This window comes from Naasia sp., from assembly GCF_025465545.1.
In the GTDB taxonomy this organism is placed as follows: domain Bacteria; phylum Actinomycetota; class Actinomycetes; order Actinomycetales; family Microbacteriaceae; genus Naasia.
The window spans coordinates 1-25,754 of record NZ_JAODMK010000016.1 but is presented as its reverse complement, the minus strand read 5'-3'; the positions used below and the strand labels follow the sequence as shown (position 1 = coordinate 25,754).

Sequence of the window (25,754 nt, the reverse complement as noted above, 5' to 3'; positions counted from 1 at the left end):
CTCTCGGTCACCGCCTGCAACCGTGCCCGCCCGAAACAATGCGGCAACGTGCGCCTGAGTAGGCTTCCGGCATGGGCGACCTGTTCGAGGGCTACGCGCGCCGGAGCGCCACCCGGCGTCCCGATCCCTCCCGCCCCGCCTGGGACGAGATGTTCTCGACGCCTCCGACGCGACCCGGCTCGGGAACGGCGCGCACCCCGTATCGGGAGATCCACTCGGCGCTCGCCCGGATGACCCAGGAGGAGCTCCGCGGCCGCACCGAGGCCCTCGCCTCCAGCTACCTCGCGCAGGGCGTCACCTTCGACTTCGCGGGGGAGGAGCGCCCGTTCCCCCTGGACGCGGTGCCCCGCGTCATCGACCAGGCCGAATGGACGCAGCTCGAGGCAGGGGTCAAGCAGCGGGTCCTCGCACTCGAGGCCTTCCTCTCCGACGTGTACGGCCCCCAGCGCGCCGTGCGCGACGGGGTGATCCCCGCATCGCTCATCACCTCCTCCTCGAACTACCACCGCCAGGCGGCCGGCATCGAGTCGGCCAACGGCGTGCGCATCCACGTGTCGGGCATCGACCTGATCCGCGACGAGGCCGGCGCGTGGCGCGTGCTCGAGGACAACGTGCGCGTGCCGAGCGGGGTGAGCTACGTCATCTCCAATCGGCGGGTGATGGCCCAGACCCTGCCCGAGCTCTTCGTGTCGATGCGCGTGCGCCCGGTGGGGGACTACCCGAACCGCCTGCTGCAGGCACTGCGAGCCAGCGCGCCGGCAGGCGTCGAGGACCCGAACGTGGTGGTGCTCACCCCCGGCGTCTACAACTCGGCCTACTTCGAGCACACGCTGCTCGCCCGCCTGATGGGCATCGAGCTCGTGGAGGGCCGCGACCTCTTCTGCTCGGGCGGCAAGGTGTGGATGCGCACCACCGAAGGCCCCACCCGGGTCGACGTGATCTACCGGAGGGTCGACGACGAGTTCCTCGATCCGCTGCAGTTCCGTGCCGACTCGATGCTGGGCTCACCCGGCCTCATGCTCGCCGCCCGACTCGGCAACGTGACGATCGCCAACGCGGTCGGCAACGGCGTCGCCGACGACAAGCTCGTCTACACCTATCTCCCCGACCTCATCCGCTACTACCTGGGGGAGGACGCCATCATCCCCAACGTGAGCACCTGGCGGCTGGAGGATCCGGGGGCGCTCGAGGAGGTGCTCGACCGGCTCGACGAGCTCGTCGTGAAGCCGGTCGACAGCTCCGGTGGCAAGGGACTGGTCGTGGGGCCCGCGGCGTCCGCGGCGGAGCTCGAGGAGCTGCGTCGCCGCCTGATCCGCGACCCACGTGGCTGGATCGCTCAGCCGGTCGTGCAGCTGTCCACCATCCCGACGCTCGTGGAGGACGGGATCCGCCCCCGCCATGCCGACCTGCGCCCCTTCGCGGTGAACGACGGCCGAGACGTGTGGGTTCTGCCGGGGGGTCTCACCCGGGTGGCTCTGCCCGAGGGGCAGCTCGTCGTCAACTCCAGCCAGGGCGGTGGGTCGAAGGACACCTGGGTGGTCGGTCGTGACCCGATCCCGAACGGCGGGGGCAGGCGCAGCATCCAGGGCCTCGTGGCAGGCCAGGCTTCGCCGACCACCTCGATCCCGGTGATCCGCGAGCACGCCCCCGACCACTCCCCGCAGGACAAGCCTCACGACCACGGCGAGCAGGACCAGCAGCAGCAGCAGTCCCGCGCCCAGGTGCCCGTTGCGGCGCCAAGTGCCCCTCCTTGCGGTCACTCCGCGCCGGAACGGGCACCTGGCCAGGAGCAGGAGGGGGAGCCGTGCTGAGCCGGATCGCCGAGAGCCTCTTCTGGATCGGGCGCTACATCGAGCGGAGCGACGGGACCGCCCGCATCCTCGACGTGCACCTGCAGCTGCTGCTCGAGGACCCGTGGATCGAGGAGAACCTGGCCTGCCGCGCCCTGCTCTCGGTGATGGGCAGCTCCGTGGACGACGACCGGGCGCTCACCCGGGAGGATGTGCTCGCGATCCTCGCGGTGGACCGCACGCACCCCGCCTCGATCGCCTACTCCCTCGGGGCGGCGCGGGAGAACGCCCGCCGGGCGCGCGAGATCGTGTCCACCGAGCTGTGGGAGTGCCTCAACACGACCCGAGCGCGGATGCCCCGGCGCGTGTCGAGTGAGAAGGTGCACGAGTTCTTCGGCTGGATCCGGGAACGTGCCGCGCTCGCCGTGGGCATCATCGAGTCGTCCACCAGCCGCGACGAGGCCTGGCAGTTCTTCACCCTCGGCCGCAGCATCGAGCGCGCGGACATGACGGCCCGCCTGCTCGCCACCCGGTCCCTCACCGAGGCGAGCGGGCCGAGCTGGACCACGATCCTCCGCTCCTGCGGCGCCTACGAGGCCTACCTCCGCACCTATCGCGGCGTCCCGTCGGCTCGGAACGCGGCGGAGTTCCTGCTTCTCGACCGCCTGTTCCCGCGCTCGATCCTCTTCTCGGTGAGCCGGGCCGAGGAGTGCCTGCGCCAGCTGGAGCCGCGCAGCGGCCGCGTGGGGGTGACGGACCAGGCCCAGCGCCTGCTCGGCCAGATCCGGAGCCAGCTCGAGTACCGCCCGGTCACCGAGATCCTCGACGACCTGCCCCGCCAGATGGACGCGGTGCAGGACGTGACGAGCGTGGCATCCGAGGCGATCCGGCAGCGCTACTTCCCGACGAACGCCGCCCCATCGTGGACGGGGGAGACCTGATGAAGCGACTGCGAGTCCGGCACGAGACGGGCTACCACTACGAGGGCGAGGTGACGACGTCCTACAACGAGGCGCGGATGCTGCCCTCGAGCGCCGAGGGGCAGTTCGTGCTGTCGTCGCACCTCGACATCTCGCCCATCTCGTCGCAGCACGGCTACGTCGACTACTGGGGCACCCGGGTGAGCTCCTTCGAGATCCTCACCCCGCACCGGGAGCTGTCGCTGACCGCCACGAGCCTCGTCGAGGTGCGTGACCGCCACCACGGCGGGGTCGGGCTGTCCTGGGAGGAGCTTCCCGACGCTGTCCGCCGCGAGGTGGAGTACGTGGAGCAGGCGGGACAGACGCCGCTGACGGATCCCGCCGACGACGTGCTCCAGCTCGCGACGAGCATCGCCGCCGACTCGTCCGACCCCTGCTCGGCGGCGGCGGCGATCTGCCGGATGGTGGGCGAGAGCGTCGAGTACATGCAGGGAGTCACCGGCGTCGGCTCGACCGCTCGCGAGGCGTGGGCGGACCGCCGCGGCGTGTGCCAGGACATCACGCACATCGCCCTGGGCGCGATCCGCGCGGCCGGCATCCCGGCGCGCTACGTGTCCGGCTACCTGCACCCCAAGGCCGACGCGGCCATCGGCGAGACGGTGACGGGAGAGTCGCACGCCTGGGTGGAGTGGTTCTGCGGGCAGTGGCACGGCTGGGATCCGACCAACCTGATTCCGATCGGCGACCGCCACGTGCTGGTGGGCCGCGGCCGCGACTACCGGGACGTCGCGCCCCTGCGCGGCGTGTATGCGGGCCCGTTCCGGTCGAAGCTCTTCGTGAAGGTGGAGATCACGCGCGAGGCGTGACCCCTCCGACGTCTGCGGCACAGGCGCCTCCACCGCGACGGGACGTCGCCGAGTGAGACAATCCAGCGTGCCTGAGTACACCGACGACTACGGCGTCGCCATCACCTATCACGAGTGGCTCGTCGAGGAGCCGCGCGCGGTCGTCCAGCTGCTGCACGGCATCGGGGAGCACGCCCTCCGGTATGGGACGCTCGCGCAGGAGCTGAACGCGGCCGGCTACTCGGTGGTCGCCGACGATCATCGCGGGCACGGCGTGACCGGCATGACCCAGCACGGGGGAGACCGCACGCGCCTGGGGCGGCTCGGGCCGGGCGGTCTGCGCGCCACGATCGCCGCCATCTCCCAGCTCTCCGGGATGCTGCGGGCGGGGAACCCCGGCGTGCCGCTGGTGCTGATCGGGCACTCCTGGGGTTCGCTCATCGCCCAGATCCTGCTCAACACGCATCCGCGCGACTACGACGCGGTCGTCCTCACCGGCACCGCCTACCGCGCGCTCGGCTACATGAACGGCGGCGACCTCAGCAGGAGGCACCGCCACCTCGGCACCACCGGCGCCGAATGGCTGAGCCGGGACGAGGCGGTCGCCGCCGCGTTCGTCGCGGATCCGCTCAACTTCCCCGCCATCACGGCGAAGCTCATTGGCGTGCCGGACTCCCTGCGCCTGCTCGGGCGGCCCGCACGAAACCTGCCGACCGACCTGCCGCTCCTCATCCTGGTCGGCAGCGACGACCCGCTCGGCGGCGGCCGCAGCGCAGAGCGCCTGGCGGAGAGCTACGTGCGCCGCTCCGGCCTGACCGATGTGGAGGCGATCGTGTACGACGACGCCCGCCACGAGGTGTTCAATGAGATCAACCGACTCGAGGTGGTCGCCGACCTCCTCGCCTGGCTCGACGCCCGGGTCGGTGCGCCGCGCTCCGCGTCCTGAGCGCAAGGTCGAGAGGCTCCTCGCATGCACGGTGAGTACAAGGTCCCCGGCGGCAAGCTGGTGGTGGTGGACCTCGACGAGGCCGACGGCGCCATCGCGAACTTCCGCCTCGCGGGCGACTTCTTCCTGGAGCCCGACTCCGCGCTGGAGGCCATCGACCATGCGGTGAACGGCCTCCCCGTCGACGCCGACTCCGCGCACATCGCCGCCGCGATCCGCTCCGCGCTGCCCCTGGACGCCGTGCTCCTCGGCTTCACCCCCGAGGCGGTCGCGACCGCGATCCGGCGCTCCCTCGGCAACGCGAAGAGCTGGCGGGACTACGACTGGAAGATCGTGCACCCGGGACCGATGTCGCCGGCCACGCACCTGGCGCTCGACGAGGTGCTCACCGAGGAGGTCGGCGCCGGTCGACGCCCGCCCACCCTGCGCATCTGGGAGTGGGATCGCTCCGCCGTGGTCATCGGCAGCTTCCAGTCCCTGCGCAACGAGGTCGACCTCGACGCGGCCGCGCGGTACGGGGTGGAGGTCGTGCGACGGATCAGCGGCGGCGGCGCGATGTTCATGGAGGCGGGCTCGGTTGTCACCTACTCGCTCTACGCGCCCGGCGATCTGGTGCGCGGAATGTCCTTCGCGGAGTCCTACGCCTACCTCGACGAGTGGGTGATCGTGGCCCTCAAGTCGCTCGGGATCGATGCGTTCTACCAGCCGCTCAACGACATCACGTCGGCCAAGGGCAAGATCGGCGGCGCCGCCCAGAAGCGGCTCGGCGGCGGCGCGGTCCTCCACCACGTGACCATGAGCTACGACATGGACGGGGCCAAGATGGTCCAGGTGCTGCGGATCGGCCGCGAGAAGCTGAGCGACAAGGGCACCACGAGCGCCGCGAAGCGCGTGGACCCCCTGCGCAGCCAGACCGGTCTGCCGCGCGCCGAGATCATCGACCGGATGAAGGCCACCTTCACCGGCCTCTACGGGGCAACCCCCGGAGAGCTCAGTCCCGAGGAGCACACCAGAGCCGAGGAGCTCGTGAGCACCAAGTTCGCCACGAAGGAGTGGCTCGCCCGAGTCCCGTGACCGGCTCGCGCCGCGGGCGGGCGCAGCCAGTCGGGCGCTCAGCGCGTCAGCAGGTCCTGGTAGTCCGGGTGCAGGCCGATCCAGTCGTCCACGAACGGGCAGATGGGCACGACGCGTGCCTCGGTCGACTCCCGGAGATCGTCGAGCATCCCGCGGACGAGGACGCTGCCGAGACCCTGTCCGCGCAGCGACGGGTCCACCTCGGTGTGGGTCACCTGCACCGCGTCGTCCTTGACCCGGTAGTCGGCGAGGCCGATCACCTCGCCGTCGCGCTCCAACAGGTAGCGCGAGAGCGCCGGTTCGTGCCGCAGGGTCTCCGGCATGGAGGCACCTCCTCGTTCGTCGTCCTTCGAGGGTAGGCGGAGCACGCCGCGAAGGCGACCCATTGCTAACGACGGGTGGATCCCCTGACAATCAGCTCGGTGGGCATGATCGTGACCCGCTCGACCGGCCGGCCCTCGAGCAGGTCCACGAGCACCTCGGCCATCTTCGCGCCCATCGCCGTGGACGGCTGGGCGACCGTGGAGAGCGGCGGATCGCTGGACTGACCGAAGTAGTCGCCGTCGAAGCCCACCACCGCGAGCGAGTCCGGGACCGCGATACCGCAGTCCCGGAGCACCGACAGGGCTCCGACCGCCATCTGGTCGTTGGCCACGAACAGGCCGTCGAAGGGGACACCGCGGTCGAGGAGCCGGCGCATCGCCTCCGCACCCTGGCCCGGGGTGAAGTCGCCCTCCTCCACCAGCGACGAGTCGAGTCCCGCGCCGATCAGCGTGGTGCGCCAGCCGAGGAGTCGGTCGAAGCCTGCCGGCATGTCCTGCGGGCCGGCGATCGTCGCCAGTGACCGACAGCCGAGGTCGAGCAGGTGCCGAGTCGCCTCCACGGCGCCGGCCACATTGTCCGTGTCCACGAAGTAGCTGTCGCGCTCCTCCGCGCTCATCGGCCGGCCGCCGAACACGGTGGGCAGCGTCTGACTGAGACGCGCATAGGAGTGGTCCCCGCGGTGGTGCGAGACCACCAGGGCACCGTCGACGTTGCCGCCCATCAGGTAGCGCCGCGTCTTGTCCGGGTTCGTCTCGGATGCGATGACCATGTTGAGCGTGTACTCCGTCTGCGCCAGGTGCAGGGCGACGCCCTGGACCACCGAGGCGAAGAACGGGTCGGCGAACACCCGGGCGGTGCTCTCGGGCACGACCAGGGCGATCACCTGCGTCTTGCGGCTCGCGAGAGAGCGTGCGGCCCGGTTCGGCACGTAGCCGAGAGTCTCGATCGCCTCGAGCACCGCGCTCGCGGCTTCGTTCGTCACGTGGGGAGAGTTGTTCACCACGCGGCTCACGGTGGAGCGCGAGACGCCGGCGAGGGCCGCCACCTGCTCGAGGGTCGGCGCGGCGGGAGCGAACTCGTGCGTCATCGTTGCCTCCGCTCCGGTTCGCAGTCTAGGTGTCGGGGCGCGCCGTCCGCGGTGCTTCCGACTGCCCGCCGAACGGCGACGTAGTCTGTGCGCGTGATCCGCCGCATCGCACCGTTCCTGGCCCTTGCCATGGCGCTGGGCGCGCTGGCGGGCTGCAGCGCACCCCCTGCCGCTCCTCCACCCACGGCCGACTCGGCTTCGGCGGCGAATCCGGTCGTGGTTCCGGCCCCGGCCCCGCCGCTCGTCCCGACACCCTCGCCGACTCCCGCCTTCGACATGGGGGCGCGGTCGATCGACGATCCGGACAGCATCTGGGTCGTCGTCGACAAGCAGCGCCCGCTCGATCCCCAGGACTACTCGCCCGCCGACCTGGTGGATGTGCCGGTGGCCCATACCTGGGACCCGCTGCTGCGCCGAGAGGCGGCGGATGCCGTCGTCCGCATGTTCGATGCGGCCCGCGAGGAGGCCGGACTGGAGCTCGCCTCCAACAGCGCCTACCGCTCCTATGACACCCAGGTGGGCGTCTACAACGGCGATGTGTCCGACTTCGGTCAGGAGCATGCCGACGCGAACACCGCGCGGCCCGGCAACAGCGAGCACCAGACCGGGCTCGCGGTGGATATCGGTGCGGCATCCGGCGACTGCTCGCTGGACGTCTGCTTCGCCGCCACCGACGAGGGACAGTGGCTGGCCGAGAACGCCTGGCGCTTCGGCTTCCTGCTGCGCTACCCGGCGGACAAGGTGGCGGTGACGGGCTTCGCCTTCGAGCCGTGGCACTACCGGTACGTCGGCGAGGACCTGACGGCGGAGCTCCACGCGACCGGAGTCACGACCCTCGAGGAGTTCTTCGGGCTCGCCCACGCGCCCGACTATCCCTGACCGACGCGCCCCCGTTCGCGCGTTCTGGGCGTGCTCCTAGGGTCTGCGGTTAAGGTTGTTGCTCGTGTCTTCGCGTCCCCTGGTGCCCTCGTTGGTCCTGACCGGCCTTCTCGTCGCCGGCCTGAGCGGCTGCGCCACCGGCTCGGCGGGTGAGTCCTCCTCCTCGACGGCCGAGGCTTCCGCGCCCGAGAGCGCCGCAGCGGACGAGGCGGGCCGCGTCACGATCTCCGGCGTGAGCCCCGCGACCGCGCCGGTGTCGGGCGGCACGACGGTGAGCATCACCGGGGCCTCCCTCGACGAGGTCGCGTCCGTGATCCTCGCCGGCGAGACCATCCCGGTGAAGGTCGGGGCGGATGGCAGCAAGGCCACCTTCACCGTTCCGGCCGCCGTCGACTACAGCCCCTCCACCGAGGCGCTCGTGGTGCAGGACGCCCAGGGCGAGGAGCTGCACCAGGCCGACTTCAGCTACGAGGTGACCACGCCGGTCGACCGCCAGCTGACCTACGCGCTCGCGCACTGGAGCGACTACAACACCGCCGAATACGAGACGCTCGGCGACAACGACTGCGTCAACTTCACCAGCCAGACGCTGATCGAGCGCGGCTGGACGCAAGATGACGCGTGGCACTACGGGGAGAGCGGAGTGTGGTCGGCGAGCGACGCCTGGCGCAGCTCCACCGCCCTGATGGCGTATCTCGGGACCCGGCCGGACCTCGCGACCCCCCTCGACGACACCCAGCGGGACCAGGTAGTCCCGGGCGACATCGCCCAGTTCGACTGGGACGGCAGCGGCGACCGGGACCACACCGGCATCGTGACCCGCGTTGAGCACACGGCCGACGGCGTCAAGATCTACTTCGCGGGGCACACCCTCGACTCGGACTACCGCGACGTGGACGAGGCGATCATGGTCGACCACCCGGGCGGCACCGCCTACTACTGGCACCTCTCCTGACGCGCTCTCCGGTGTGCCCGGGGGCGAGGGGCGTCTAGGAGAGCGCGGCGTCGACGATCCGCCTGGCCTCGGCCTGCACCTCGCGCAGATGCTCGACGCCCTTGAACGACTCCGCATAGATCTTGTAGACATCCTCGGTGCCGCTCGGCCGTGCCGCGAACCAGGCGCTCGCCGTGACCACCTTGACGCCGCCGATCGCTGCCCCATTGCCGGGCGCAGCGCTCAGCTTGGCCACGATCGGCTCGCCGGCGACCTTGTCCGCGGCGATCGCGTCGCCGTCCAGCTTGCCGAGTGCCGTCTTCTGGTCCTTGGTGGCTGCAGCGTCGACCCGCTCGTAGGCGGGTGAGCCGAAGCGCTCGGTCAGCTCCGTGTAGAGCACGCTCGGCGTCTTGCCGGTCTTCGCGAGGATCTCGCTGGCGAGCAGCGCCAGGATGATGCCGTCCTTGTCGGTGGTCCACACGCTCCCGTCGAAGCGGAGGAAGCTCGCCCCGGCTGACTCCTCGCCGCCGAAGGCGACGGATCCGTCGACCAGTCCCGGCACGAACCACTTGAAGCCGACCGGCACCTCCCAGAGGCGCCGGCCGAGGGACTCCGCGACCCGGTCGATCATCGTGGACGAGACGAGCGTCTTGCCGATCGCCGCATCGCTGCGCCAGCCGGGGCGGTTCGAGTAGAGGTACTGGATGGCGACAGCGAGGTAGTGGTTGGGGTTCATCAGCCCGGCGTCGGGCGTGACGATCCCGTGGCGGTCGGAGTCTGCGTCGTTGCCGGTGAGGATGTCGTAGTCGTGCCGGCGCGCGACCACGGAGGCCATCGCGGAGGCGGAGGACGGATCCATGCGGATCTTGCCGTCCCAGTCCAGCGTCATGAAGCGCCAGGTGGGGTCGATGGCCGGGTTCACCACGGTGAGGTCGAGGCCGTAGCGGTCGCGGATCGCCTCCCAGTAGGCGAGGCTGGCGCCGCCCAGCGGGTCGGCGCCGATGCGGATGCCGGACTGCTTGATGGCGTCCATGTCGATAATGTTCTTCAGGTCGTCGACGTAGGTGCCGAGGAAGTCGTAGCCCTCGACGGCGCCGGGCTCGGCCCGTTTCACGTCGACCAGACCGCCCTCGATGATCTCGTTGGCGCGGCGGGCGATCCACGATGTGGCGTCGCTGTCGGCCGGGCCGCCGTGCGGCGGGTTGTACTTGAAGCCGCCGTCACGAGGCGGGTTGTGGCTCGGCGTGACGACGATGCCGTCCGCCTCGTCGTCGTGCCCGGCCCGGTTGTAGGTGAGGATCGCGTGCGAGACCGCCGGGGTCGGGGTGTAGCCGTCGTCCGCGTCGGAGAGCACCCGAACTCCGTTGCCGACGAGCACCTGCAGGGCGGTCGTCTCCGCCGGCCTGCTGAGCGCGTGGGTGTCGCGGCCGATGAAGAGGGGGCCGGTGATCCCCTGCGCCGTGCGGTAGTCCACGATGGCCTGCGTCGTGGCCGCGATGTGGTCCTCGTTGAACGCGCCGTCGAAGGAGCTGCCCCGATGTCCTGAGGTGCCGAAGACGACCCGCTGGGCCGGGATGGACACATCGGGGTGCAGGTCGAAGTAGGCCCCGATCAGGGCGTCGATGTCGACGAGGTCGGATTCCTGGGCGGCAGTGCCCGCGCGATCGCTCATGCCCCCATCCTGGTGCTTGCCTGCCGCTAACCTCTACTCATGCCCGGGCCCCTTGACGACGCCTCGAGCTACAGCTTCCTCGGCCCGGCCGGCACCTTCACGGAGGCGGCGCTGGCTCAGGTCCCCGAGGCGCAGGGCAAGCAGTGGCGCTCGGTGAACAACGTGGGCGAGGCGCTCGACGACGTGGTCACCGGCCGCAGCGTCGCGGCGATGATCGCCATCGAGAACTCCGTGGAGGGCGGCGTCTCAGCAACCCAGGACGCGCTGGCCAGCGTGCCGAACCTCCGCATCCTCGGCGAGTACCTGGTGCCGGTCGCATTCGTGCTCGTCGCGCGGCCCGGCGTCGCGCTGGCCGACGTGCGGACCGTCGCCGCGCATCCGGTCGCCTATGCCCAGTGCCGGAGGTGGCTCGAGCGGACGCTGCCCGAGCATGAGCACGTGCCGTCGAGCTCCAACGTGCGGGCCGCGACGGACCTGCTCGAGGACGGCCAGCTCGCGGACGCCGCGATCGCGCCGCCGACGATCGTCGACCACCATCCGCTGTCGGTGCTCGCCTCCGGAATCGGCGACAACCCGAACGCCGTCACCCGCTTCGTGCTGGTGAGCCGCACCACCCGGCTGCCGGCGCGCACCGGGGCGGACAAGACGAGTGTCATCGCGGAGCTTCCCGAGGACCGCTCGGGCGCGCTGCTGGAGCTGCTCGAGCAGTTCTCCACCCGTGGGATCAATCTGAGCCTGCTGCAGTCCCGGCCGATCGGGGATGCGCTCGGCCGCTACCGGTTCGTCATCGACCTCGACGGGCACATCCACGACGAGCGGGTGGCCGACGCGCTGCTCGGCCTGCGTCGCTTCAGCCCGCGCGTGATCTTCCTCGGCTCCTATGCCCGGGCGGACAAGGTGGCGGTGGACTACGTGAGCCGCTACGACGATGAGGTCTTCATCGAGGCTCGCGACTGGCTCCGCGGCATCCTCTCCGGCGAACCGGAGTAGTCCCGCCTGGGCCCGACCGGGGCGCCTCGTGTCGCCGAGCGCACCTCGAGACGCCGAGCGCGGTGCGTACCCAGGGCGCGCTCGGCGTTGCGAGGCGCGCTCGGTGAAAGAGTCGAGGCCGGACCGGGTCAGGCGCCGGCAGGCTCCCCGACCGGAGTGCCGATGGGCACCTCCGGTGCCGCCTCGGCCGGGGGGATCGAGGACTTCTCCGGCGGCAGCTCGGCCTGCTCGGCGGCGGTGGCGCCGATCTCGGTGCGCTCCGCCGCGGGCAGCCGGTCGGCCTCGGCCTGCGGGATCTTCACGGTGAGGGCGAGCGGGTCGACGAACGCCTTGATCGCGGTGGCCTCGCCGAAGGTATCCCCGTCCAGCTCGAAGATGGTCGGATGCTCGGGGCGCAGGATGATCTCCTTGCCCTTCAGGTAGCTGAGCGCGCGCACCTCGCGGCTGAGGCCGGTGAGCAGCTTGCGGCCCACCGTGCTGCGGCGCAGCACCCCGTTCTCCCAGACGATCTTGACCCAGATCTGCACCCAGCCGAACAGCCCCTGGGGGCGCAGGGCGACGATGTCGAAGAGCCCGTCGTCCACCGCCGCCTCGGGCAGCAGCAGGATGTTCGCCGGCAGCGAGCCGCAGTTGCCGATCATCAGGGTGTGCACGCGCAGATTCCGGGCCGGAGCGCCGTCGAGCTGGAAGCGGAGCCGCACGTTGTTGTCGCCGCGCAGGGACTTGCGGATGGCGTCAACGTACGCGAGCCAGCCGACCTTCCTCTTGAGCTCCGAGTCGGTGTTCTCGATCATCTGGGCGTCGAGGCCGATGCCGGCCATCACCAGGAAGACGAGCCGGTCCCGGGTGTTGTCGGGCCGCCGCACCTCGACGATGCCGAGGTCGATCTCCCGGTTCGTGCCCTCGAAGGCGGTCGCCACGGAGTCCTCGAGGTTGCCGAGCGTGAGGTTGAGGTTGCGCGCAAGCAGGTTGCCCGTGCCGGATGGCAGCAGGGCGAGGGGCACGCCGGAGTCGCGGAGGCCCTGCGCGACCGCTCGGACCGTGCCGTCGCCGCCCGCGGCGAGTACGACGTCGGCGCCCTCGTCGAGCGCCTGGCGGGTCATCCCCTCGCCGGGGTCCTCCTCGCTGGTCTCGTACCAGCGGGTGGCACCCCAACCTGCGTCGTTCGCGGCGGCCTCCACCGTGGTGCGCAGGGCGTCGAGGTCCACCTTGATCGGGTTGTAGACGACGGCGGCCGTCTGCTGCACGGTCTGGGTGTCGGTCATGCGCACAATCTATCCGGGGCGCACCTGTGGAGGCGGGCTCCGGGGGAGGGGTTGCGGCGGCGACGTTAGGCTGTTCGGCGTGATCGACCCCCAGCTGCTGCGTGAGAATCCCGACATCGTGCGCCGCTCGCAGGAGTCCCGTGGAGCGTCCGTCGCTGTGGTGGAGGACGCGATCGAGGCCGAGACCGCCCGTCGCGCCGCCATCGCCGAATACGAGCGCCTCCGCGCGGAGCAGAACGCGTTCGGCAAGCAGGTCGCCGCCGCGCCGAAGGACCAGAAGGCTGCTCTGGTGGCGCAGGCGCAGCAGCTCGCCGCGGCGGTGAAGAGCGCGCAACAGGTGTCGACGGACGCCGACCGCCGCTTCACGACCACCATCCGCTCCGTTCCCAACGTTGTGCTCGACGGCGTCCCGCCCGGCGGGGAGAACGACTACGTCGTGCTCCGCGAGGTGGGCGAGCGGCCGACCTTCGACTTCGAGGCGCGGGATCATCTCGCGCTCGCCGAAGGCTTCGACGCCATCGACATGGCGCGCGGCGCGAAGGTGTCCGGCGCGCGCTTCTACTTCCTGAAGGGGATCGGCGCTCGCCTCGAGCTCGCGCTGATGAACCTCGGACTCGACCGAGCCCTGGCGGCCGGCTTCACCCCCGTCATCCCGCCGACGCTCGTCAAGCCCGAGATCATGGAGGGGACCGGCTTCCTGGGGGAGCACGCCGACGAGATCTACTACCTCCAGGCGGACGACCTCTACCTGGTCGGCACGAGCGAGGTGCCGCTCGCGGGCCTCCATGCCGACGAGATCCTCGACGTCTCGGCCGGGCCCATCCGCTACGCCGGCTGGTCCACCTGCTATCGGCGCGAGGCAGGCTCGTACGGCAAGGACACCCGCGGCATCATCCGGGTGCACCAGTTCAACAAGCTCGAGATGTACGTCTACACGACCGCCGATCAGGCGGAGGCGGAGCACCAGCGCCTGCTCGGGTGGCAGGAGGGCATGCTGCAGAGCCTCGGCCTGAGCTACCGGGTGATCGACGTCGCGGCCGGCGACCTGGGCACGAGCGCCGCCCGCAAGTTCGACGTCGAGGCCTGGGTGCCCACCCAGGGCGCATACCGGGAGCTGACCTCCACCTCGAACTGCACGACCTTCCAGGCGCGGCGCCTCGGCATCCGGCATCGCGGCGAGGACGGCACCGAGCCGGTCGCGACCCTCAACGGCACCCTGGCCACCACCCGCTGGCTCGTCGCGATCCTCGAGACGCATCAGCAGGAGGACGGCTCGGTGCTCATCCCGGAGGCGCTGCGTCCCTACCTTGGCGGCCTCGAGGTCATCCGCCCGGGAGCCGCCCGATGACCCGCGCCTCGTGGCCGAAGCACCGGATGCTCGTGGCGCTCGACATCGATGGCACCGTGGTGAACGAGAGTGGAGCTCTCAGCGCACCGGTGCGGAACGAGGTGCAGCGCCTCGTCTCGCTCGGCCACGAGGTGATGCTCGCCACCGGGCGCTCGGTGGCCTCGACCCTTCCCGTGCTCGACCAGCTCGGCATCACGCCCGAATACGTGGTGTGCTCGAACGGCGCGATCACCGTCCGCCGGGACCCCACCGCCCCGATGGGCTATCGCCGCGAGTACGTGGAGACCTTCGATCCGAGCTCGGTGCTCACCACAGTGCGGTCGCACCTGACCGACGCCCGCTACGCGGTCGAGGATGAGACCGGCTTCTACCGCTACACCGGCGAGTTCCCCGCCGGTGTGCTGGGACTCTCCAGCGAGCACGTGCCGTTCGAGAAACTCCTCGGCGCGAGGGCGACGCGCGTGGTGGTGATCTCGCCCGACCATGCTGTGGAGGAGTTCCTCGGCGTGGTCGAGCGGATGGGCCTGCACCGCGTCAGCTACACGGTGGGCTGGACCGCCTGGCTCGACATCGCGCCCGATGGGGTGAACAAGGCCACCGCTCTGGAGCGTGTCCGGGAGACGCTCGGCGCCCCCCGCTCCCATGTGGTGGCGGTGGGTGACGGCCGCAACGATATCGAGATGCTCGAGTGGGCGGCCTCCCTGGGGCGCGGCGTGGCCATGGGCCAGGCGCCGCACGAGGTGGTCGCCGCCGCGTCCGAGGTGACGGCGCCGGTCAGCGAGGACGGCCTGCAGCGGGCTCTGGCCTCGATCTCCTGACCGGAGACAGGGCCATGAGGGTCCAGTAGACTCGCCCCCGATTCATCGGGAGGGCTGTCCGAGCGGCCGATGGAGCCAGTCTTGAAAACTGGTGGGCAGAAATGTCTCGTGGGTTCGAATCCCACGCCCTCCGCACCGTGCGGCACCGCCGCAGGTGGTGGCGCACGTGCGGACGTCGTAGGACGAGGCCGCTTTCGCGTGGTGGGCCCCTGGCGCAGGCTTGCGCCAGGGTTCGAATCCCACGCCCTCCGCTCTAGGCGGTCCTGCCGCCTTCCTGGTCCTCGGTGAGGTGAGCACGATCTTCCGCCGATGATTCCCGGTCGCTCTTCGAGTGCGAACGGTCGAGTGCCGCAGCCCGGCGCTCGGCCTGGCCGGGGTAGGGCGTGCTGGGGTCCATGAAGGCGTCACGGTCCGCGAGGCGCTCCCGCTCGTCGGAGCGGGAGTCCCTGGCCGTCGCCTCATCGTCGCGCCGATCGGCGTCGACCAATATCCTCTTGGTCTCCTCGCCCCGACGTCTTCGATCCAGGTCGCGAGCTTCGTCCTCGGTCAGCGCGCGCAGTTCGGTTTCGGTCTCCGATTCGGGAGTGTCCGCATCGCCGCCGTCGGACTCAGTTCCTGAATGCATGCTCGTCAGCAAACACGAGGTGCGCTGGCATGTCGAGTCAGCTCTCACTCGCCGATCGCCCCGGCAATGCGACTCAGCTTGCAGAGCCGCTCTCTCCGGCGCGGCAGGCGCTGCCCCCCGGAGCCGACGCTCAGGACCCGTCCGCCGCCTGGCGACCGCGGTTGGCGAGCCCGTCGACGCGCAGCGTGGTCGATTCGTCTCGGTGCGCTCCGGCGCTGCCGACGTGCTTGTCGCTGATTTCGGTGCCGTTCTTCATCAAGGCGAAGAACGCCATGGCGTGGCCCCGGCCGACGCCATATTCCGTGCTGAGCCAGTCGAGGACGACACCCGCCTTGGCGTCGGTACCATAGCCGCGCTCGGCTGCCTCGCCGAGCAGTTCAGCGGGGGTCTTGCCGGTCTTCTTCTCGACCGCATCGATGTATGCCTGGAACGACATGGCGTTCTCCGTTCGGGTGGTGTTGCTGAGAATGGAGCGGGCCGCCTCGTCGGAGTGAAGAGGGTGGTTGATCCGGGCTATTCCGCGGTGCCGCGCCGTCCCTGCCGGGCGAGGGTTTCGAGCTGCTGTTCATGCACGTCCGCCACCCAGTCGAGGGCGGCCGATGGGCCGATCCGCGAATCGCTGACCTGCCGGCCGTCGCGCACGGCGTGCACATAGGCGCGATCTCGATCGATCCTCTCCCGTGTCGCCTCCCCGTCACCGACGGAACCATGGCCGGGGATGAGGACTTCGACGTCGCCCGCTACCTCCTCGATCAGCCGGAGGGCGGCGAGATAGTCCTCGATCGGGTCGGCGGCGTTCGTGTCGAGCATCGGGATCAGCACGTCGGAGAGCATGTCGCCGGCGATGAGCGCGCCGTGAGCCTCGACCATCAGCGCAGCATGGCCCCGGGCATGGGCGTCATGTTCGAGGATTCGGACCCGAGGGCCGTCCCACGGAATCTGCGTCTCACCCTCGGGCAGGCCGGTGAGGACACCGAGCAGGCCGAGCGGCACACGGTCGACGATATCCGCGGGGATCATCTGGGCGACGCGGTCCAGGAAATCCGGGGCGGACAGTCGAGCTCGGACGGTGTCCGCACAGCGGGCCGTGGCGTAACGCGGGGCAGGACCGAACCCGACGTCCCAGAGGAGGTGATCCCAGTGCGGATGGGTCGAGAACCCTGCCACAACGCTCCGGCCCATGGCGCGCAGGTCGTCGGCGAGGCAGACCATCTCATCCCGCACTATCCCGGCGTCGACGAGCAGCACCCCGGCCGCGCCGTCGACGACGACCGCGTTGCTCCGGCAGAACTCGCTCTCGTGGATCAGCACGCCCTCCGCAACCTGGTTGAGCACGGTGCTTCCTTCCGCGGATGGATGGGGACTGATCTCGGGATGATTAACCCACGGCGGGCTCGCCGCGGACCACCTCGAGCGAACATCGGCCCTGCTTGTTGGTTGTTCCTGCAAGCACTGCGGTAGATTCCGCGCATGGCCTGGACTGTCCCCCGGATGGACGAGGTGGAGTCGGACGCGTGGCTCCAGCTCGTGACGATCCTCGAGCTCCTCCCTCCCTCCCTCGACGCCCAGCTGCAGCAGGACTCGCAGCTGACGCACTTCGAGTTCATGGTCTTGAGCCTGCTGCGGTTCGCGCCGGGCCAAGTGATGCAGGCGAAGGAGCTGGCCACCAGCACGAACGCCACTCTGCCGCGGCTCTCCCACGTGGTCTCCCGCCTCGCGGACCGCGGGGTGGTGGAGCGGCTCCCGTGCCCGGGGGACAAGCGGGCCACCAATGTGCACCTCACCGACGCAGGGCGCCGGGCGGTGGTCCGCGCCACGTCCAGCCACATCGACCACGTGCGCCGGCTCGTGATCGATCGGCTGACCCGGGAGGAGTTGACGGCGCTCGCCGGAATCGGGGCGAAGATCACCGCCGTGCTCGATCCGAACAACCGCGGCTTCGGACCAGCAGCTTCTGCGCACGCGATCGACGAAGCAGGCTCGTCCGCCTGACGCGCAGATACTTGTCGCGTCAACTGTCTGATGTATAGTTGACGCGACAACCAAAATGGGTTGCGTCTTCGAAAGGGCCACCATGGCAACCATCACGATCTTCGGAACCGGCAACATGGGCAGCGCGATCGGCGCAGTCTTCGCCGCCGGCGGGCACTCCGTGCAGCACATCGACACCGCCACCCAGGAGCCGGCCATCACGGGCGACATCGTGGTGCTCGCTGTTCCCTACGGCGCCCTGGCCACGATTGCCGCTCGGTTCCCCGCGGAGCTCACCGGCAGGATCGTGGTCGACATCACCAACCCCGTGGACTTCGCCACCTTCGACGGCCTGACCGTGGCCCCCGACTCGTCGGCGGCGGCCGAGCTCGCGGCGGCGCTGCCCGGCGCGTCGGTGCTCAAGGCGTTCAACACCAACTTCGCCGCCACCCTCGCCAGCGGCAAGGTGGGCGAGAACCGCACGACGGTCCTCATCGCCGGCGACGACGCGGAAGCCAAGCAGACGCTCGCTCAGGCGATCGCCGCAGGAGGTGCTGTCGACGCGCTCGACGCCGGCTCCCTCAAGCGCGCGCGGGAGCTGGAGGCCCTCGGCTTCGCGCAACTCGTGCTCGCAGCGACGGAGAAGGTCAGCTGGACGAGCGGGTTCGCGGTGATTCGCTAACCTGCTCGCCGACGAAGGAGAACTCCATGGCTAGTGAAGACGCCACCCCGCGCCGCCTGAGCGTGCGGCCCGACTCGGAACTCCTGGCCGTCGACACCGCCATGGGGGCGGTGACCCTCCGGGTCGCCGACCTCGACGGGCTCACCGCCTACTACCGGGATGGGCTGCTCCTCACCGTGCTGAACGAGGAGCCGGGAATCGGCGGGCGGAGCGCCCGGGTCGTGCTGGGCCGCCTCGGCGTGCCGATCGTCATCCTCGAGCACGCGCCCGAGCTGAGGCACGCCGCGCCGCACGAGGCAGGGCTCTACCACACGGCGATCCTCTTCGATCGCGAGCGCGACCTCGCGGCAGCGATCTACTCCGTGGCCAGCCGCTATCCACGGACTTTCACCGGCTCCGCCGACCACCTCGTCAGCAAGGCGTTCTATTTCGACGATCCGGAGGGCAACGGCGTCGAGCTCTACTGGGACCGCGCCCGAACCGAATGGAGCTGGGTGCACGGGCTTCCGCAGATGGGGGCTGCTGCACTCGATCCGAACCGGTACCTGCAGGAGCACCTCGACCTGTCGACCGCCAGCGACGGGACGGCCGCGCCGGCGAAGGTCGGACACGTGCACCTCTCAGTAGGAGACACCGCAGTCGCCCGCGCCTTCTATGTCGACCGGCTCGGGTTCGAGGTCGTCGCGGAGATGCCGGGCTCCGCGGTCTTCGTGAGTGCCGGCGGGTACCACCACCACATGGCGATGAACGTCTGGAACAGCCGCAACGCCGGCCGGCGCCGCTCCACCCTGGGCCTGGGGCTCGTGCGTCTCGATGTGCCCACGCCGGACGACCTCGCGGAGCTCGACGGGCGACTGCGGCACCACGGCATCGAGACCGGTCACGACGGGGCGAGCCTCGTCTTCGCGGACCCCTGGGGCAACGCGCTCGAGGTCGCGGCCGCGCAGCGCTGACCGGGTCGCGTGTCCTCCAAATGACGGGCACTCGCTATGGGGGACGCGGAGGAGGGCGCGAGTCGTCAGAATGGACTCACGCCGGTGCAGGAACTCACTTTCGGGTTGTGAGATCGCACAGGCTTGGATTCGACCAGCCGTTGGGTACGGCAGGTCTGGGGCCGGGTTCCTAGGGGTAGGAGCAGCGGCCCCTCTTCCATGTCCAGGACAGGTCCTGCCAGGTCGCATCGCTCTGATCCGTCGGCAAGGCGACACCCCTTCCGTCGGGAAGCGGACACACCGGGTGGGAACGCGGCGGGATGCTCATGTCACCGCAATCCACGACAAAAAGGATCCCGACCATGAGCAACACCGACACCCTTCCCCGCACCGGCCGCCCCACCTCCGCATCGCGCCGCGGCCCGATCTATCGGGTCGGAGCCTTCGGGCTCGCGCTCGCGGCCATGCTGCTTCTGGCGCCCACCGCGGCCCAGGCCGCATCGAACACATGGACGGGGGTGCCCAGCTACGGCGGCGGAACGGGATCGGCGATCATCGACGGGCACAGCGGAAGCTCCGCCTGGGGCCGGGTCCAGGTGAGAGCGACCAGCTACTGCGTGAAGATCCAGTACGCGCCCTACGCCATCGCGGCCCTCGACGGCAGATGGAACGACCTCGCCTACAACTGTTCCTCGAACACCACGAAGGTGTTCTATTGGAGCGACTCGTACCGCCTGGCCTACGACGGCTTCAAATTCCGCATCTGCACGACGGCGGGCTGCGGATCTTCGCAGAATGTCCGCTACTGGTGAGGAAGCCTTGACGGAAGTGGGTCCCTGCACTGGGGCCCACTTTCTGCCGTCCAGCAGGCCCGACGAGCAGCCCACCTGATGCCGGCGCGGCCGGTTCTCTGAGTGCTTTCTGCGGACCCCGTGGTTCTCCCGGTATCCCAGCTATCATCACGTACCCTCGAGAAATCGCCGCTCCCGACCCAACCGTCTCCGGGGATCAACGGCGGACCGCGCCTCCTGGCGAGGGCGTCTCGGAGGGAACTGGATGAGCGGGAACAGCCGGAGGGCGAGGCAGCAGAAGCTGACCTCCATCGCCCGCCACGGCCGGCTTCGCCAACCGAGCCTCCTCGCCTCGATCGCCAAGTTCTTCGGGGTGGCCGTGGCGGTGATCGCCGTCAGCGCCCTCGCCGTCACCGGCATCGCCGCCTGGGATCTCAACCGGCAGATCAAGACCGTGCACCTCGCCGGCGAGGATCGGTCGGGCAACACCCCCGAGATCAGCGCGATCGACGGCGGTGTCAACCTCCTGCTCGTGGGCAGCGACAGCCGCGCCAACGCCAAGTACTCCTACGGCGAGGACCCGGGAAGCGAGCTCAACGACGTCAACATCCTGTTGCACGTCTCCGAGGACCACACCAACGCGGTCGCGATCAGCTTCCCCCGGGACCTGTACGTCCCGATCCCGGAGTGTCCGGACGGCAACGGGGGCACCACGTCGGCGATGACCTCCGAGAAGATCAACACGGCGCTCCTCACCGGCGGCGGCTCCGCCAACGGAGGCCTCGCCTGTGTGGTGCTCACCGTGGAGAGCCTCACCGGCCTCACCATCCCGTTCGCGGCCGAGATCTCTTTCGACGGCGTCATCGAGATGTCGAATGCGATCGGGGGCGTGCCGGTCTGTGTGGCCCAGCCGATCCAGGACGACCACACGCAGCTCTACCTCGACGCGGGCGTGCACGACCTGAAGGGCATGGACGCCCTCAAGTTCCTGCGCACCCGCTACGGCGTCGGCAATGGCAGCGACATCACCCGCATCAGCTCGCAGCAGGTGTTCCTCTCCTCCTTGGTCCGCAAGGTGAAGAGCGCGGACACGCTCACCGATATCAGCAAGCTCTACGGTCTCGCGGGCGCCGCAGTGCGCAACATGACCTTCTCGAACTCGCTCAACAACATCGACACGATGGTGCAGATCGCCAAGGCGCTCGCCCCGATCGATCTCGGCAAGATGGTCTTCGTGCAGTACCCCTCGGTGGACAGCTACGACGGTTCAGGACTGGAGACCAATCAGGCGTCGGCCGACGCGCTGATGCAGGCTGTCCTCGCAGACAAGCCGATCGGCCTCACGACGAACCCCGACGAGAACCAGGGTTCGGTCGCGGCTCCGGGCACCGAGGAGACGCCGGCTCCGACCGGGACGGACCCATCGGCGACGCCGGAACCCGGTGCCACCACCTCTCCGGACGGCGTCGTGCAGCTGCCCGCGGACGTGCTCGGACAGACCTCGGCGCAGGAGACCTGCACCGTCGGCCGCTCGCTGCAGGATCAGTAGGCGCAGCGTCCCGAGTGCCGGAGCGCACCCGTCGAACGGCTATGCTTGCTGAGACCACTGGAGACGTCGCATAGTCCGGTCGAGTGCACCACCCTGCTAAGGTGGAGAGGGGTTTGACCCCTCCGTGGGTTCAAATCCCACCGTCTCCGCTGTAGCCGCGGATTCCGCGGTGGCTGACCTGCGCCCGTAGCTCAACGGATAGAGCATCTGACTACGGATCAGAAGGTTGGGGGTTCGAATCCCTCCGGGCGCACACGGCAAGTGGCCGGTTTCCTCATCGGAAGCCGGCCACTTTTTGGTCCTCAGCCGCTTGTTCGGCCACGCGCGCCCGCTAGCCAGCCGATCGCCACCCGACTTGACCTCGTGGGACATCGGGTGTCGTGGGCCCTGCGGGACCCCGCGGGCGGGGAACACCCTCATCCCCTGGTCGAAGATGGAAGAAGTCGTCCACAGACGTGCCACAATCGCCGTCTTTGGGAACATCAGTGGTGTCTTTGTGAAGATCTCCCGGGAGCATCTCCTCAAACTGGGGGAAATTGCCGGTTAACTTCGCGGTTCACGGCGCAGTAGGGGCTGGGGCCATAGCCTGGGCGAAGATCGTGGATCGGATCGAGAGCAAGGGGCGCCCATCCTCGCCGGGGCTCTCGATCGAACGGGCCGCGGTGGCCGCGCTCTGAGCGCGGCCCCCCTCCCGCTCCGAGCACCGGAAGGAAGATTGAATGCCTGATGTGACGAGCGCCACCCCTGACCTGTCGAGCTTCCAGGTCTGGTTCCTCACCGGAAGCCAGGGCCTGTACGGCGAGGAGACCCTGCGCCAGGTGGCCGAGCAGTCCCGACGAATCGCCGACGAGCTGGGCGGGTCCCTCCCGGTGACCCTCGTGTGGAAGCCGGTCCTGACTGACCCCGACGCGATCCGGCGCGCGGCTCTCGCGGCCAACGCGGACGACCGGGTGATCGGGCTCGTCGCCTGGATGCACACGTTTTCGCCGGCGAAGATGTGGATCACCGGCCTCGACACCTTGCGGAAGCCGCTGCTGCACCTGCACACGCAGGCCAACGTGGACCTGCCCTGGTCGAGCATCGACTTCGACTTCATGAACCTCAACCAGGCTGCCCACGGAGACCGGGAGTTCGGCTACATCCAGGCACGGCTCGGCATCCCCCGCGCGACGGTCGTCGGCCACGTGTCGGACCCGAGGGTGGTCGGCGACGTCGACACCTGGGCCCGCGCGGCGGCCGGCTTCGCCGCCACCCGCTCGCTCAAGCTCGCCCGGTTCGGTGACAACATGCGCTACGTCGCCGTCACCGAGGGCGACAAGACCGAAGCCGAGCTGCGCTTCGGAGTCCAGGTGAACACCTGGGGCGTCAACGAGCTCGCCGACGCGGTGGACGCGTCGCTCGACTCCGAGGTCGACTCCCTGGTCGCCGAGTACGAGGACCTCTACGACGTCGTGGCCGAGCTGCGCAGCGGCGGCGAGCGGCACTCCTCGCTCCGCGACGGTGCACGCATCGAGCTCGGACTGCGCTCCTTCCTCACCGCTGGCGGCTTCGGCGCCTTCACGACGAGCTTCGAGGACCTCGGCTCCCTCGCCCAGCTACCGGGCCTCGCCGTGCAGCGCCTGATGGCCGAGGGGTACGGCTTCGGTGCGGAGGGCGACTGGAAGACGGCGATCCTCGTCCGCGCGGCCAACGTGATGGGCGCGGGCCTTCCCGGCGGTGCGAGCCTGATGGAGGACTACACCTATCACCTGGCGCCCGGCAACGAGCTCATCCTGGGCGCCCACATGCTTGAGGTGAGCCCGTCCCTGACCACCTCCCGACCGAGCCTCGAGATCCACCCGCTCGGCATCGGCGGCAAGCAGGACCCGGTCCGCCTCGTCTTCACCGCGGACCCCGGCCCCGCCGTCGTCGTCGCGATGTCGGACATGCGGGACCGGTTCCGCCTCGTCGCCAACGTGGTCGAGAACGTCGCCCTCCCCGAGCCGATGCCGCACCTGCCGGTCGGCCACGCGGTCTGGAAGCCGGCTCCCGACTTCCGCACGAGCGCGGCCGCCTGGCTCACGGCCGGCGCGGCACATCACACCGTGATGTCTACCGCGGTGGGAATCGACGCCTTCCGCCACTTCGCGGACATGTCCCGCACCGAGCTGCTCGTCATCGACGAGGACACCACGCTCGCCGGCTTCCAGGACCGGGTCCGCTGGAACGCGGCCTACCACCGGCTCGCGCAGGGCCTCTGAGGCAGCGGGTCGCACCCCAAGACCAGGCGGTTGCCGCCCACCCATCAGTGAGGACATTGCCGCCGGCATCCCCTTCGCGGTTTCGGTCGGTCCTGCGCAGACGGCCCATGGGCGAAGGCGACCGTCTGATCCGCGGAGCAGGCGGGCCGCGTCGCGGCAGCAGCGTTGGCGCCCGCGACCAGCCACGCCCTTCCCAGTCCGGGCGCCCTCCGCTCGTTCGCCGGCCTGCGTGCGCGGACGGCGATTGTGCTGCTGCTGGCGGTCAGCGTCGTGCGCGCCGCCCTGGGTGCTGCTTGACGAGGGACGGGCGGCGCAGGATCAGGGATCACCTGCACGTCGGGTTGGTGGCTGATGCCGGATCGGCTCATCGCGGGAGCCGCCGCCTGCCTGGTGCTCGCAACGCTCTGGGGCCAGACGATCTCGAATCCGTTCGTCTGCATCGCGCGTGTGCACGCCGTGCTGCCGAGCCCGCTGCGAGGCGGCGACCGGCTGATCGTCTTCTTCGAGCGCGGTCTCGTCGTCGCTGATCCGCTCTGAAGCCGTGGGCACCCTGCTTCAGGGGAAGGGCCACGCAGCTAGCGGCGGGACGGCGTCCCTGATCACCGCTGGATCAGGCGCGCCCCCAGGCTGCGGCGGGGGCGGAGAGGCTCTCCCACACGCGGTGGGTGTCTGACTCCGGGTAGCGACCCAGGATCGCCTCAAGCTCGGCGCGCTCGGCGGCGGAGCGGTAGGTGCGCAGGGCGGACTCGAGCGCGGCGTTCGCGGCGCGGTCCGTGCGCCTCGAGGCGATGGACTCGCGGAGCGTGGAGCGGATTGCTGAGATCTTGGTCATTTCGTACTCCCCTTATGTGGGATCTGCGGTGTTCACTCAGTCTCGCGACCGAAACTCCATGCGTCCAATGTGTGGTTTGCATGGCATCCATGACCTACAGTCATGCAATGGATACGGATGCGTTGCGATGGTTCCAACAGGTCGCGGACGGCACGACCGTCACGGAGGTGAGCGAGACCGAGGGGCTCACCCAGCCGGGTGTATCAAGGGCGCTGGCACGGCTCGAGCGGGACGTGGGTGCGCCGCTGCTGCAGCGAACCGGGCGCACCCTGCGGATGACCCGGGCGGGCGCCGTCTTCAAGCGGCACGTCGACGCCATGCTGCATGAACTCGACGATGGTCTGGCGGCGATCAGCGAGGAGCTCTCGCCGGATACCGGCACAGTCGTCGTGGCCTTCCAGGGATCCCTCGGAAGCTGGCTGATTCCCGCCCTCCTCGCCTCGTTCCGGGCGACGCACCCGGACGTCCGGTTCGACCTCCGTCAGATCCGCGACGAGGTGGCGGCTCCGCTCCTGTTGGCCGGCGACGCCGACCTCCTGATCACCGCGACCACTGCACAGCACGAGGACGTCACCTGGCGCCCGCTGATGCCCGAGCCGCTGCGCCTCGCGACGCACCGCACGCACCCTTTCGCCGAAGGAGCGTCCGTTGCGCTGAGTCAGGCTGCCGCCGAGCAGTTCGTGACCCTTCGGCCTGCCTACCGGCTGCGCAAGATCACCGACGCGCTCTGCCGGGCGGCCGGTTTCGAGCCGACCGTCGCCTTCGAGGGGGAGGACATCGCCACCATGCTCGGGCTGGTGGCTGCCGGTCTCGGCATCGCGATCGTCCCGTCTCACCACGCCGACGTCGCCGAACGCCCGAGCATCCGCTACCTGGCGCTCACCGATGCAGGGGCGCATCGGATCATCAGCGTCGGCTGGTCGACGAAGCGCCGGCTGGCTCCGTCGTCGGAGCTCTTCCGAGCCCACGTCCTCGCCGATGCCCGGAACCACGGCGCCCGTCCTGCCTCGCGGTGACGGCTCGGCGCCGGCTCAGGCGTCCGCCAGTGCCTTCTCGAGCCCGTCCAGAATCAGATCGAGACCGTAGGTGAACTCGCCTCCGTGGTCGTAGCCCGGCTGCATCACGTGCTCGGCCACGAACTCGGCCAGGTTCGGGTACTCGTTGGCGGGGAACGGCTCGAACATGTCCTCCGCCATGGCGGCCATCTCGGCGGTGCTGTCGAACGGCATGCTCAGGTTGG

General features: G+C 69.8%; 26 protein-coding genes, 3 tRNA genes and 1 pseudogene. 21 read left to right on the top strand and 9 right to left on the bottom strand.

The annotated features are described in order from the left end of the window. Positions 1-71: 71 nt before the first annotated feature. From JWR33_RS04805 to JWR33_RS04785, 5 genes are all read left to right on the top strand, one after another. Positions 72-1,811: a circularly permuted type 2 ATP-grasp protein gene (locus JWR33_RS04805; protein ID WP_297409905.1), complete on the top strand. Its 1,740-nt coding sequence runs from the start codon at positions 72-74 to the stop codon at positions 1,809-1,811. After that, positions 1,805-2,731 (top strand): alpha-E domain-containing protein, encoded by a 927-nt coding sequence (locus JWR33_RS04800; RefSeq protein WP_297409903.1) that lies wholly within the window; start codon positions 1,805-1,807, stop codon positions 2,729-2,731. The genes JWR33_RS04805 and JWR33_RS04800 overlap by 7 nt, the downstream gene beginning before the upstream one ends. Next, positions 2,731-3,576: a transglutaminase family protein gene (locus JWR33_RS04795; RefSeq protein WP_297409901.1), complete on the top strand. Its 846-nt coding sequence runs from the start codon at positions 2,731-2,733 to the stop codon at positions 3,574-3,576. The genes JWR33_RS04800 and JWR33_RS04795 overlap by 1 nt, the downstream gene beginning before the upstream one ends. Before the next feature lie 67 nt (positions 3,577-3,643). Beyond that, positions 3,644-4,501 (top strand): alpha/beta hydrolase, encoded by an 858-nt coding sequence (locus tag JWR33_RS04790; protein WP_297409899.1) that lies wholly within the window; start codon positions 3,644-3,646, stop codon positions 4,499-4,501. Between the two features lie 24 nt (positions 4,502-4,525). After that, positions 4,526-5,575 (top strand): biotin/lipoate A/B protein ligase family protein, encoded by a 1,050-nt coding sequence (locus JWR33_RS04785; RefSeq protein WP_297409898.1) that lies wholly within the window; start codon positions 4,526-4,528, stop codon positions 5,573-5,575. 38 nt (positions 5,576-5,613) lie between these two features. Here JWR33_RS04785 and JWR33_RS04780 read toward each other — a convergent pair whose 3' ends face one another. Both JWR33_RS04780 and JWR33_RS04775 read right to left on the bottom strand, forming a co-directional pair. Next, positions 5,614-5,898, bottom strand: coding sequence for a GNAT family N-acetyltransferase (locus JWR33_RS04780; RefSeq protein WP_297409896.1), 285 nt, complete (start codon positions 5,896-5,898; stop codon positions 5,614-5,616). Between the two features lie 65 nt (positions 5,899-5,963). Beyond that, positions 5,964-6,986 carry a LacI family DNA-binding transcriptional regulator gene (locus tag JWR33_RS04775; protein WP_297409894.1) on the bottom strand — a complete coding sequence of 341 codons (1,023 nt, stop codon included), beginning with the start codon at positions 6,984-6,986 and terminating at the stop codon, positions 5,964-5,966. 93 nt (positions 6,987-7,079) lie between these two features. Here JWR33_RS04775 and JWR33_RS04770 point away from each other — a divergent pair, with 93 nt between their 5' ends. Then, positions 7,080-7,865 (top strand): M15 family metallopeptidase, encoded by a 786-nt coding sequence (locus JWR33_RS04770; RefSeq protein ID WP_297409892.1) that lies wholly within the window; start codon positions 7,080-7,082, stop codon positions 7,863-7,865. An 82-nt stretch (positions 7,866-7,947) separates the two neighbouring features. Next, positions 7,948-8,820 carry an amidase domain-containing protein gene (locus JWR33_RS04765; RefSeq protein WP_297409891.1) on the top strand — a complete coding sequence of 291 codons (873 nt, stop codon included), beginning with the start codon at positions 7,948-7,950 and terminating at the stop codon, positions 8,818-8,820. 34 nt (positions 8,821-8,854) lie between these two features. Here JWR33_RS04765 and pgm read toward each other — a convergent pair whose 3' ends face one another. Next, on the bottom strand, positions 8,855-10,471 hold the full coding sequence (gene pgm / locus JWR33_RS04760) for a phosphoglucomutase (alpha-D-glucose-1,6-bisphosphate-dependent) (protein WP_297409889.1): 1,617 nt from the start codon (positions 10,469-10,471) through the stop codon (positions 8,855-8,857). A gap of 39 nt (positions 10,472-10,510) precedes the next feature. Between pgm and pheA the strand changes: the two genes are divergently transcribed. Beyond that, positions 10,511-11,461 (top strand): prephenate dehydratase, encoded by a 951-nt coding sequence (gene pheA, locus JWR33_RS04755; protein WP_297409888.1) that lies wholly within the window; start codon positions 10,511-10,513, stop codon positions 11,459-11,461. 128 nt (positions 11,462-11,589) lie between these two features. On the opposite strand, the gene JWR33_RS04750 is transcribed toward pheA, so the two are convergent. Further along, positions 11,590-12,726, bottom strand: coding sequence for a diacylglycerol kinase family protein (locus JWR33_RS04750; RefSeq protein ID WP_297409886.1), 1,137 nt, complete (start codon positions 12,724-12,726; stop codon positions 11,590-11,592). Between the two features lie 79 nt (positions 12,727-12,805). Here JWR33_RS04750 and serS point away from each other — a divergent pair, with 79 nt between their 5' ends. The 3 genes from serS (at position 12,806) to JWR33_RS04735 (ending at position 15,025) form a co-directional block, all read left to right on the top strand. Further along, complete coding sequence (serS, locus tag JWR33_RS04745; protein WP_297409884.1) at positions 12,806-14,074, top strand: serine--tRNA ligase; 1,269 nt, start codon at positions 12,806-12,808, stop codon at positions 14,072-14,074. Next, positions 14,071-14,892, top strand: coding sequence for an HAD family hydrolase (locus JWR33_RS04740; protein ID WP_297409882.1), 822 nt, complete (start codon positions 14,071-14,073; stop codon positions 14,890-14,892). The genes serS and JWR33_RS04740 overlap by 4 nt, the downstream gene beginning before the upstream one ends. Before the next feature lie 48 nt (positions 14,893-14,940). Beyond that, positions 14,941-15,025 (top strand) — tRNA-Ser (locus JWR33_RS04735). A gap of 120 nt (positions 15,026-15,145) precedes the next feature. On the opposite strand, the gene JWR33_RS04730 is transcribed toward JWR33_RS04735, so the two are convergent. The 3 genes from JWR33_RS04730 to JWR33_RS04720 all read right to left on the bottom strand — a co-directional run bounded on the left by JWR33_RS04730 (position 15,146) and on the right by JWR33_RS04720 (position 16,852). Beyond that, positions 15,146-15,517 (bottom strand): hypothetical protein, encoded by a 372-nt coding sequence (locus tag JWR33_RS04730; RefSeq protein ID WP_297409880.1) that lies wholly within the window; start codon positions 15,515-15,517, stop codon positions 15,146-15,148. Between the two features lie 130 nt (positions 15,518-15,647). Continuing rightward, the gene (locus JWR33_RS04725) at positions 15,648-15,953 is read right to left on the bottom strand and encodes a DUF4287 domain-containing protein (protein WP_297409878.1); all 306 of its coding nucleotides are present in this window, start codon (positions 15,951-15,953) and stop codon (positions 15,648-15,650) included. A gap of 77 nt (positions 15,954-16,030) precedes the next feature. After that, entirely contained in the window at positions 16,031-16,852 is an 822-nt protein-coding gene (locus tag JWR33_RS04720; protein WP_297409876.1) for an MBL fold metallo-hydrolase, read from the bottom strand. Positions 16,853-16,987: 135 nt separating this feature from the next. On the opposite strand from JWR33_RS04720, the gene JWR33_RS04715 reads away from it, so the two are divergent. The 9 genes from JWR33_RS04715 to JWR33_RS04675 all read left to right on the top strand — a co-directional run bounded on the left by JWR33_RS04715 (position 16,988) and on the right by JWR33_RS04675 (position 24,219). After that, a complete protein-coding gene (locus JWR33_RS04715) occupies positions 16,988-17,509 on the top strand; it encodes a MarR family transcriptional regulator (protein WP_297409874.1) in 522 nt (173 codons plus the stop codon). 82 nt (positions 17,510-17,591) lie between these two features. Continuing rightward, on the top strand, positions 17,592-18,170 hold the full coding sequence (locus tag JWR33_RS04710) for an NAD(P)-binding domain-containing protein (protein WP_297409872.1): 579 nt from the start codon (positions 17,592-17,594) through the stop codon (positions 18,168-18,170). Positions 18,171-18,196: 26 nt separating this feature from the next. Then, a complete protein-coding gene (locus JWR33_RS04705) occupies positions 18,197-19,123 on the top strand; it encodes a VOC family protein (protein WP_297409870.1) in 927 nt (308 codons plus the stop codon). A gap of 341 nt (positions 19,124-19,464) precedes the next feature. Next, positions 19,465-19,914 (top strand): hypothetical protein, encoded by a 450-nt coding sequence (locus tag JWR33_RS04700; protein WP_297409868.1) that lies wholly within the window; start codon positions 19,465-19,467, stop codon positions 19,912-19,914. 244 nt (positions 19,915-20,158) lie between these two features. After that, a complete protein-coding gene (locus JWR33_RS04695; protein ID WP_297409867.1) occupies positions 20,159-21,442 on the top strand; it encodes an LCP family protein in 1,284 nt (427 codons plus the stop codon). 59 nt (positions 21,443-21,501) lie between these two features. Further along, positions 21,502-21,591 (top strand) — tRNA-Ser (locus JWR33_RS04690). A 31-nt stretch (positions 21,592-21,622) separates the two neighbouring features. After that, positions 21,623-21,695, top strand: a tRNA-Arg gene (locus JWR33_RS04685). A 466-nt stretch (positions 21,696-22,161) separates the two neighbouring features. Further along, positions 22,162-23,682: an L-arabinose isomerase gene (gene araA, locus JWR33_RS04680; protein ID WP_297409866.1), complete on the top strand. Its 1,521-nt coding sequence runs from the start codon at positions 22,162-22,164 to the stop codon at positions 23,680-23,682. A 351-nt stretch (positions 23,683-24,033) separates the two neighbouring features. Beyond that, the gene (locus tag JWR33_RS04675) at positions 24,034-24,219 is read left to right on the top strand and encodes a hypothetical protein (protein WP_297409864.1); all 186 of its coding nucleotides are present in this window, start codon (positions 24,034-24,036) and stop codon (positions 24,217-24,219) included. 73 nt (positions 24,220-24,292) lie between these two features. Here the strand turns inward: JWR33_RS04675 and JWR33_RS04670 are convergent, their stop codons facing one another. Next, positions 24,293-24,514, bottom strand: a complete 222-nt coding sequence (locus tag JWR33_RS04670; protein ID WP_297409861.1) for a hypothetical protein — start codon at positions 24,512-24,514, stop codon at positions 24,293-24,295. A 107-nt stretch (positions 24,515-24,621) separates the two neighbouring features. Here JWR33_RS04670 and JWR33_RS04665 point away from each other — a divergent pair, with 107 nt between their 5' ends. Then, a complete protein-coding gene (locus JWR33_RS04665; RefSeq protein ID WP_297409860.1) occupies positions 24,622-25,530 on the top strand; it encodes a LysR family transcriptional regulator in 909 nt (302 codons plus the stop codon). 15 nt (positions 25,531-25,545) lie between these two features. On the opposite strand, the pseudogene JWR33_RS04660 reads toward JWR33_RS04665, so the two are convergent. After that, a pseudogene (locus tag JWR33_RS04660) lies at positions 25,546-25,754 on the bottom strand (TetR/AcrR family transcriptional regulator); the annotation flags it as partial.

Bases quoted from the DNA above. Each gene is read 5' to 3' on its own strand.
- araA (WP_297409866.1), top strand. From the start codon at position 22,162: ATGCCTGATGTGACGAGCGCCACCCCTGACCTGTCGAGCTTCCAGGTC.
- JWR33_RS04665 (WP_297409860.1), top strand. From the start codon at position 24,622: ATGGATACGGATGCGTTGCGATGGTTCCAACAGGTCGCGGACGGCACG.
- JWR33_RS04795 (WP_297409901.1), top strand. From the start codon at position 2,731: ATGAAGCGACTGCGAGTCCGGCACGAGACGGGCTACCACTACGAGGGC.
- JWR33_RS04670 (WP_297409861.1), bottom strand. From the start codon at position 24,514: ATGACCAAGATCTCAGCAATCCGCTCCACGCTCCGCGAGTCCATCGCC.
- JWR33_RS04780 (WP_297409896.1), bottom strand. From the start codon at position 5,898: ATGCCGGAGACCCTGCGGCACGAACCGGCGCTCTCGCGCTACCTGTTG.
- JWR33_RS04715 (WP_297409874.1), top strand. From the start codon at position 16,988: ATGGCCTGGACTGTCCCCCGGATGGACGAGGTGGAGTCGGACGCGTGG.
- pgm (WP_297409889.1), bottom strand. From the start codon at position 10,471: ATGAGCGATCGCGCGGGCACTGCCGCCCAGGAATCCGACCTCGTCGAC.
- JWR33_RS04775 (WP_297409894.1), bottom strand. From the start codon at position 6,986: ATGACGCACGAGTTCGCTCCCGCCGCGCCGACCCTCGAGCAGGTGGCG.
- JWR33_RS04675 (WP_297409864.1), top strand. From the start codon at position 24,034: ATGCCGGATCGGCTCATCGCGGGAGCCGCCGCCTGCCTGGTGCTCGCA.
- JWR33_RS04805 (WP_297409905.1), top strand. From the start codon at position 72: ATGGGCGACCTGTTCGAGGGCTACGCGCGCCGGAGCGCCACCCGGCGT.
- JWR33_RS04695 (WP_297409867.1), top strand. From the start codon at position 20,159: ATGAGCGGGAACAGCCGGAGGGCGAGGCAGCAGAAGCTGACCTCCATC.
- JWR33_RS04710 (WP_297409872.1), top strand. From the start codon at position 17,592: ATGGCAACCATCACGATCTTCGGAACCGGCAACATGGGCAGCGCGATC.
- JWR33_RS04740 (WP_297409882.1), top strand. From the start codon at position 14,071: ATGACCCGCGCCTCGTGGCCGAAGCACCGGATGCTCGTGGCGCTCGAC.
- JWR33_RS04705 (WP_297409870.1), top strand. From the start codon at position 18,197: ATGGCTAGTGAAGACGCCACCCCGCGCCGCCTGAGCGTGCGGCCCGAC.
- JWR33_RS04700 (WP_297409868.1), top strand. From the start codon at position 19,465: ATGAGCAACACCGACACCCTTCCCCGCACCGGCCGCCCCACCTCCGCA.
- JWR33_RS04785 (WP_297409898.1), top strand. From the start codon at position 4,526: ATGCACGGTGAGTACAAGGTCCCCGGCGGCAAGCTGGTGGTGGTGGAC.
- JWR33_RS04725 (WP_297409878.1), bottom strand. From the start codon at position 15,953: ATGTCGTTCCAGGCATACATCGATGCGGTCGAGAAGAAGACCGGCAAG.
- JWR33_RS04750 (WP_297409886.1), bottom strand. From the start codon at position 12,726: ATGACCGACACCCAGACCGTGCAGCAGACGGCCGCCGTCGTCTACAAC.
- JWR33_RS04730 (WP_297409880.1), bottom strand. From the start codon at position 15,517: ATGCATTCAGGAACTGAGTCCGACGGCGGCGATGCGGACACTCCCGAA.
- pheA (WP_297409888.1), top strand. From the start codon at position 10,511: ATGCCCGGGCCCCTTGACGACGCCTCGAGCTACAGCTTCCTCGGCCCG.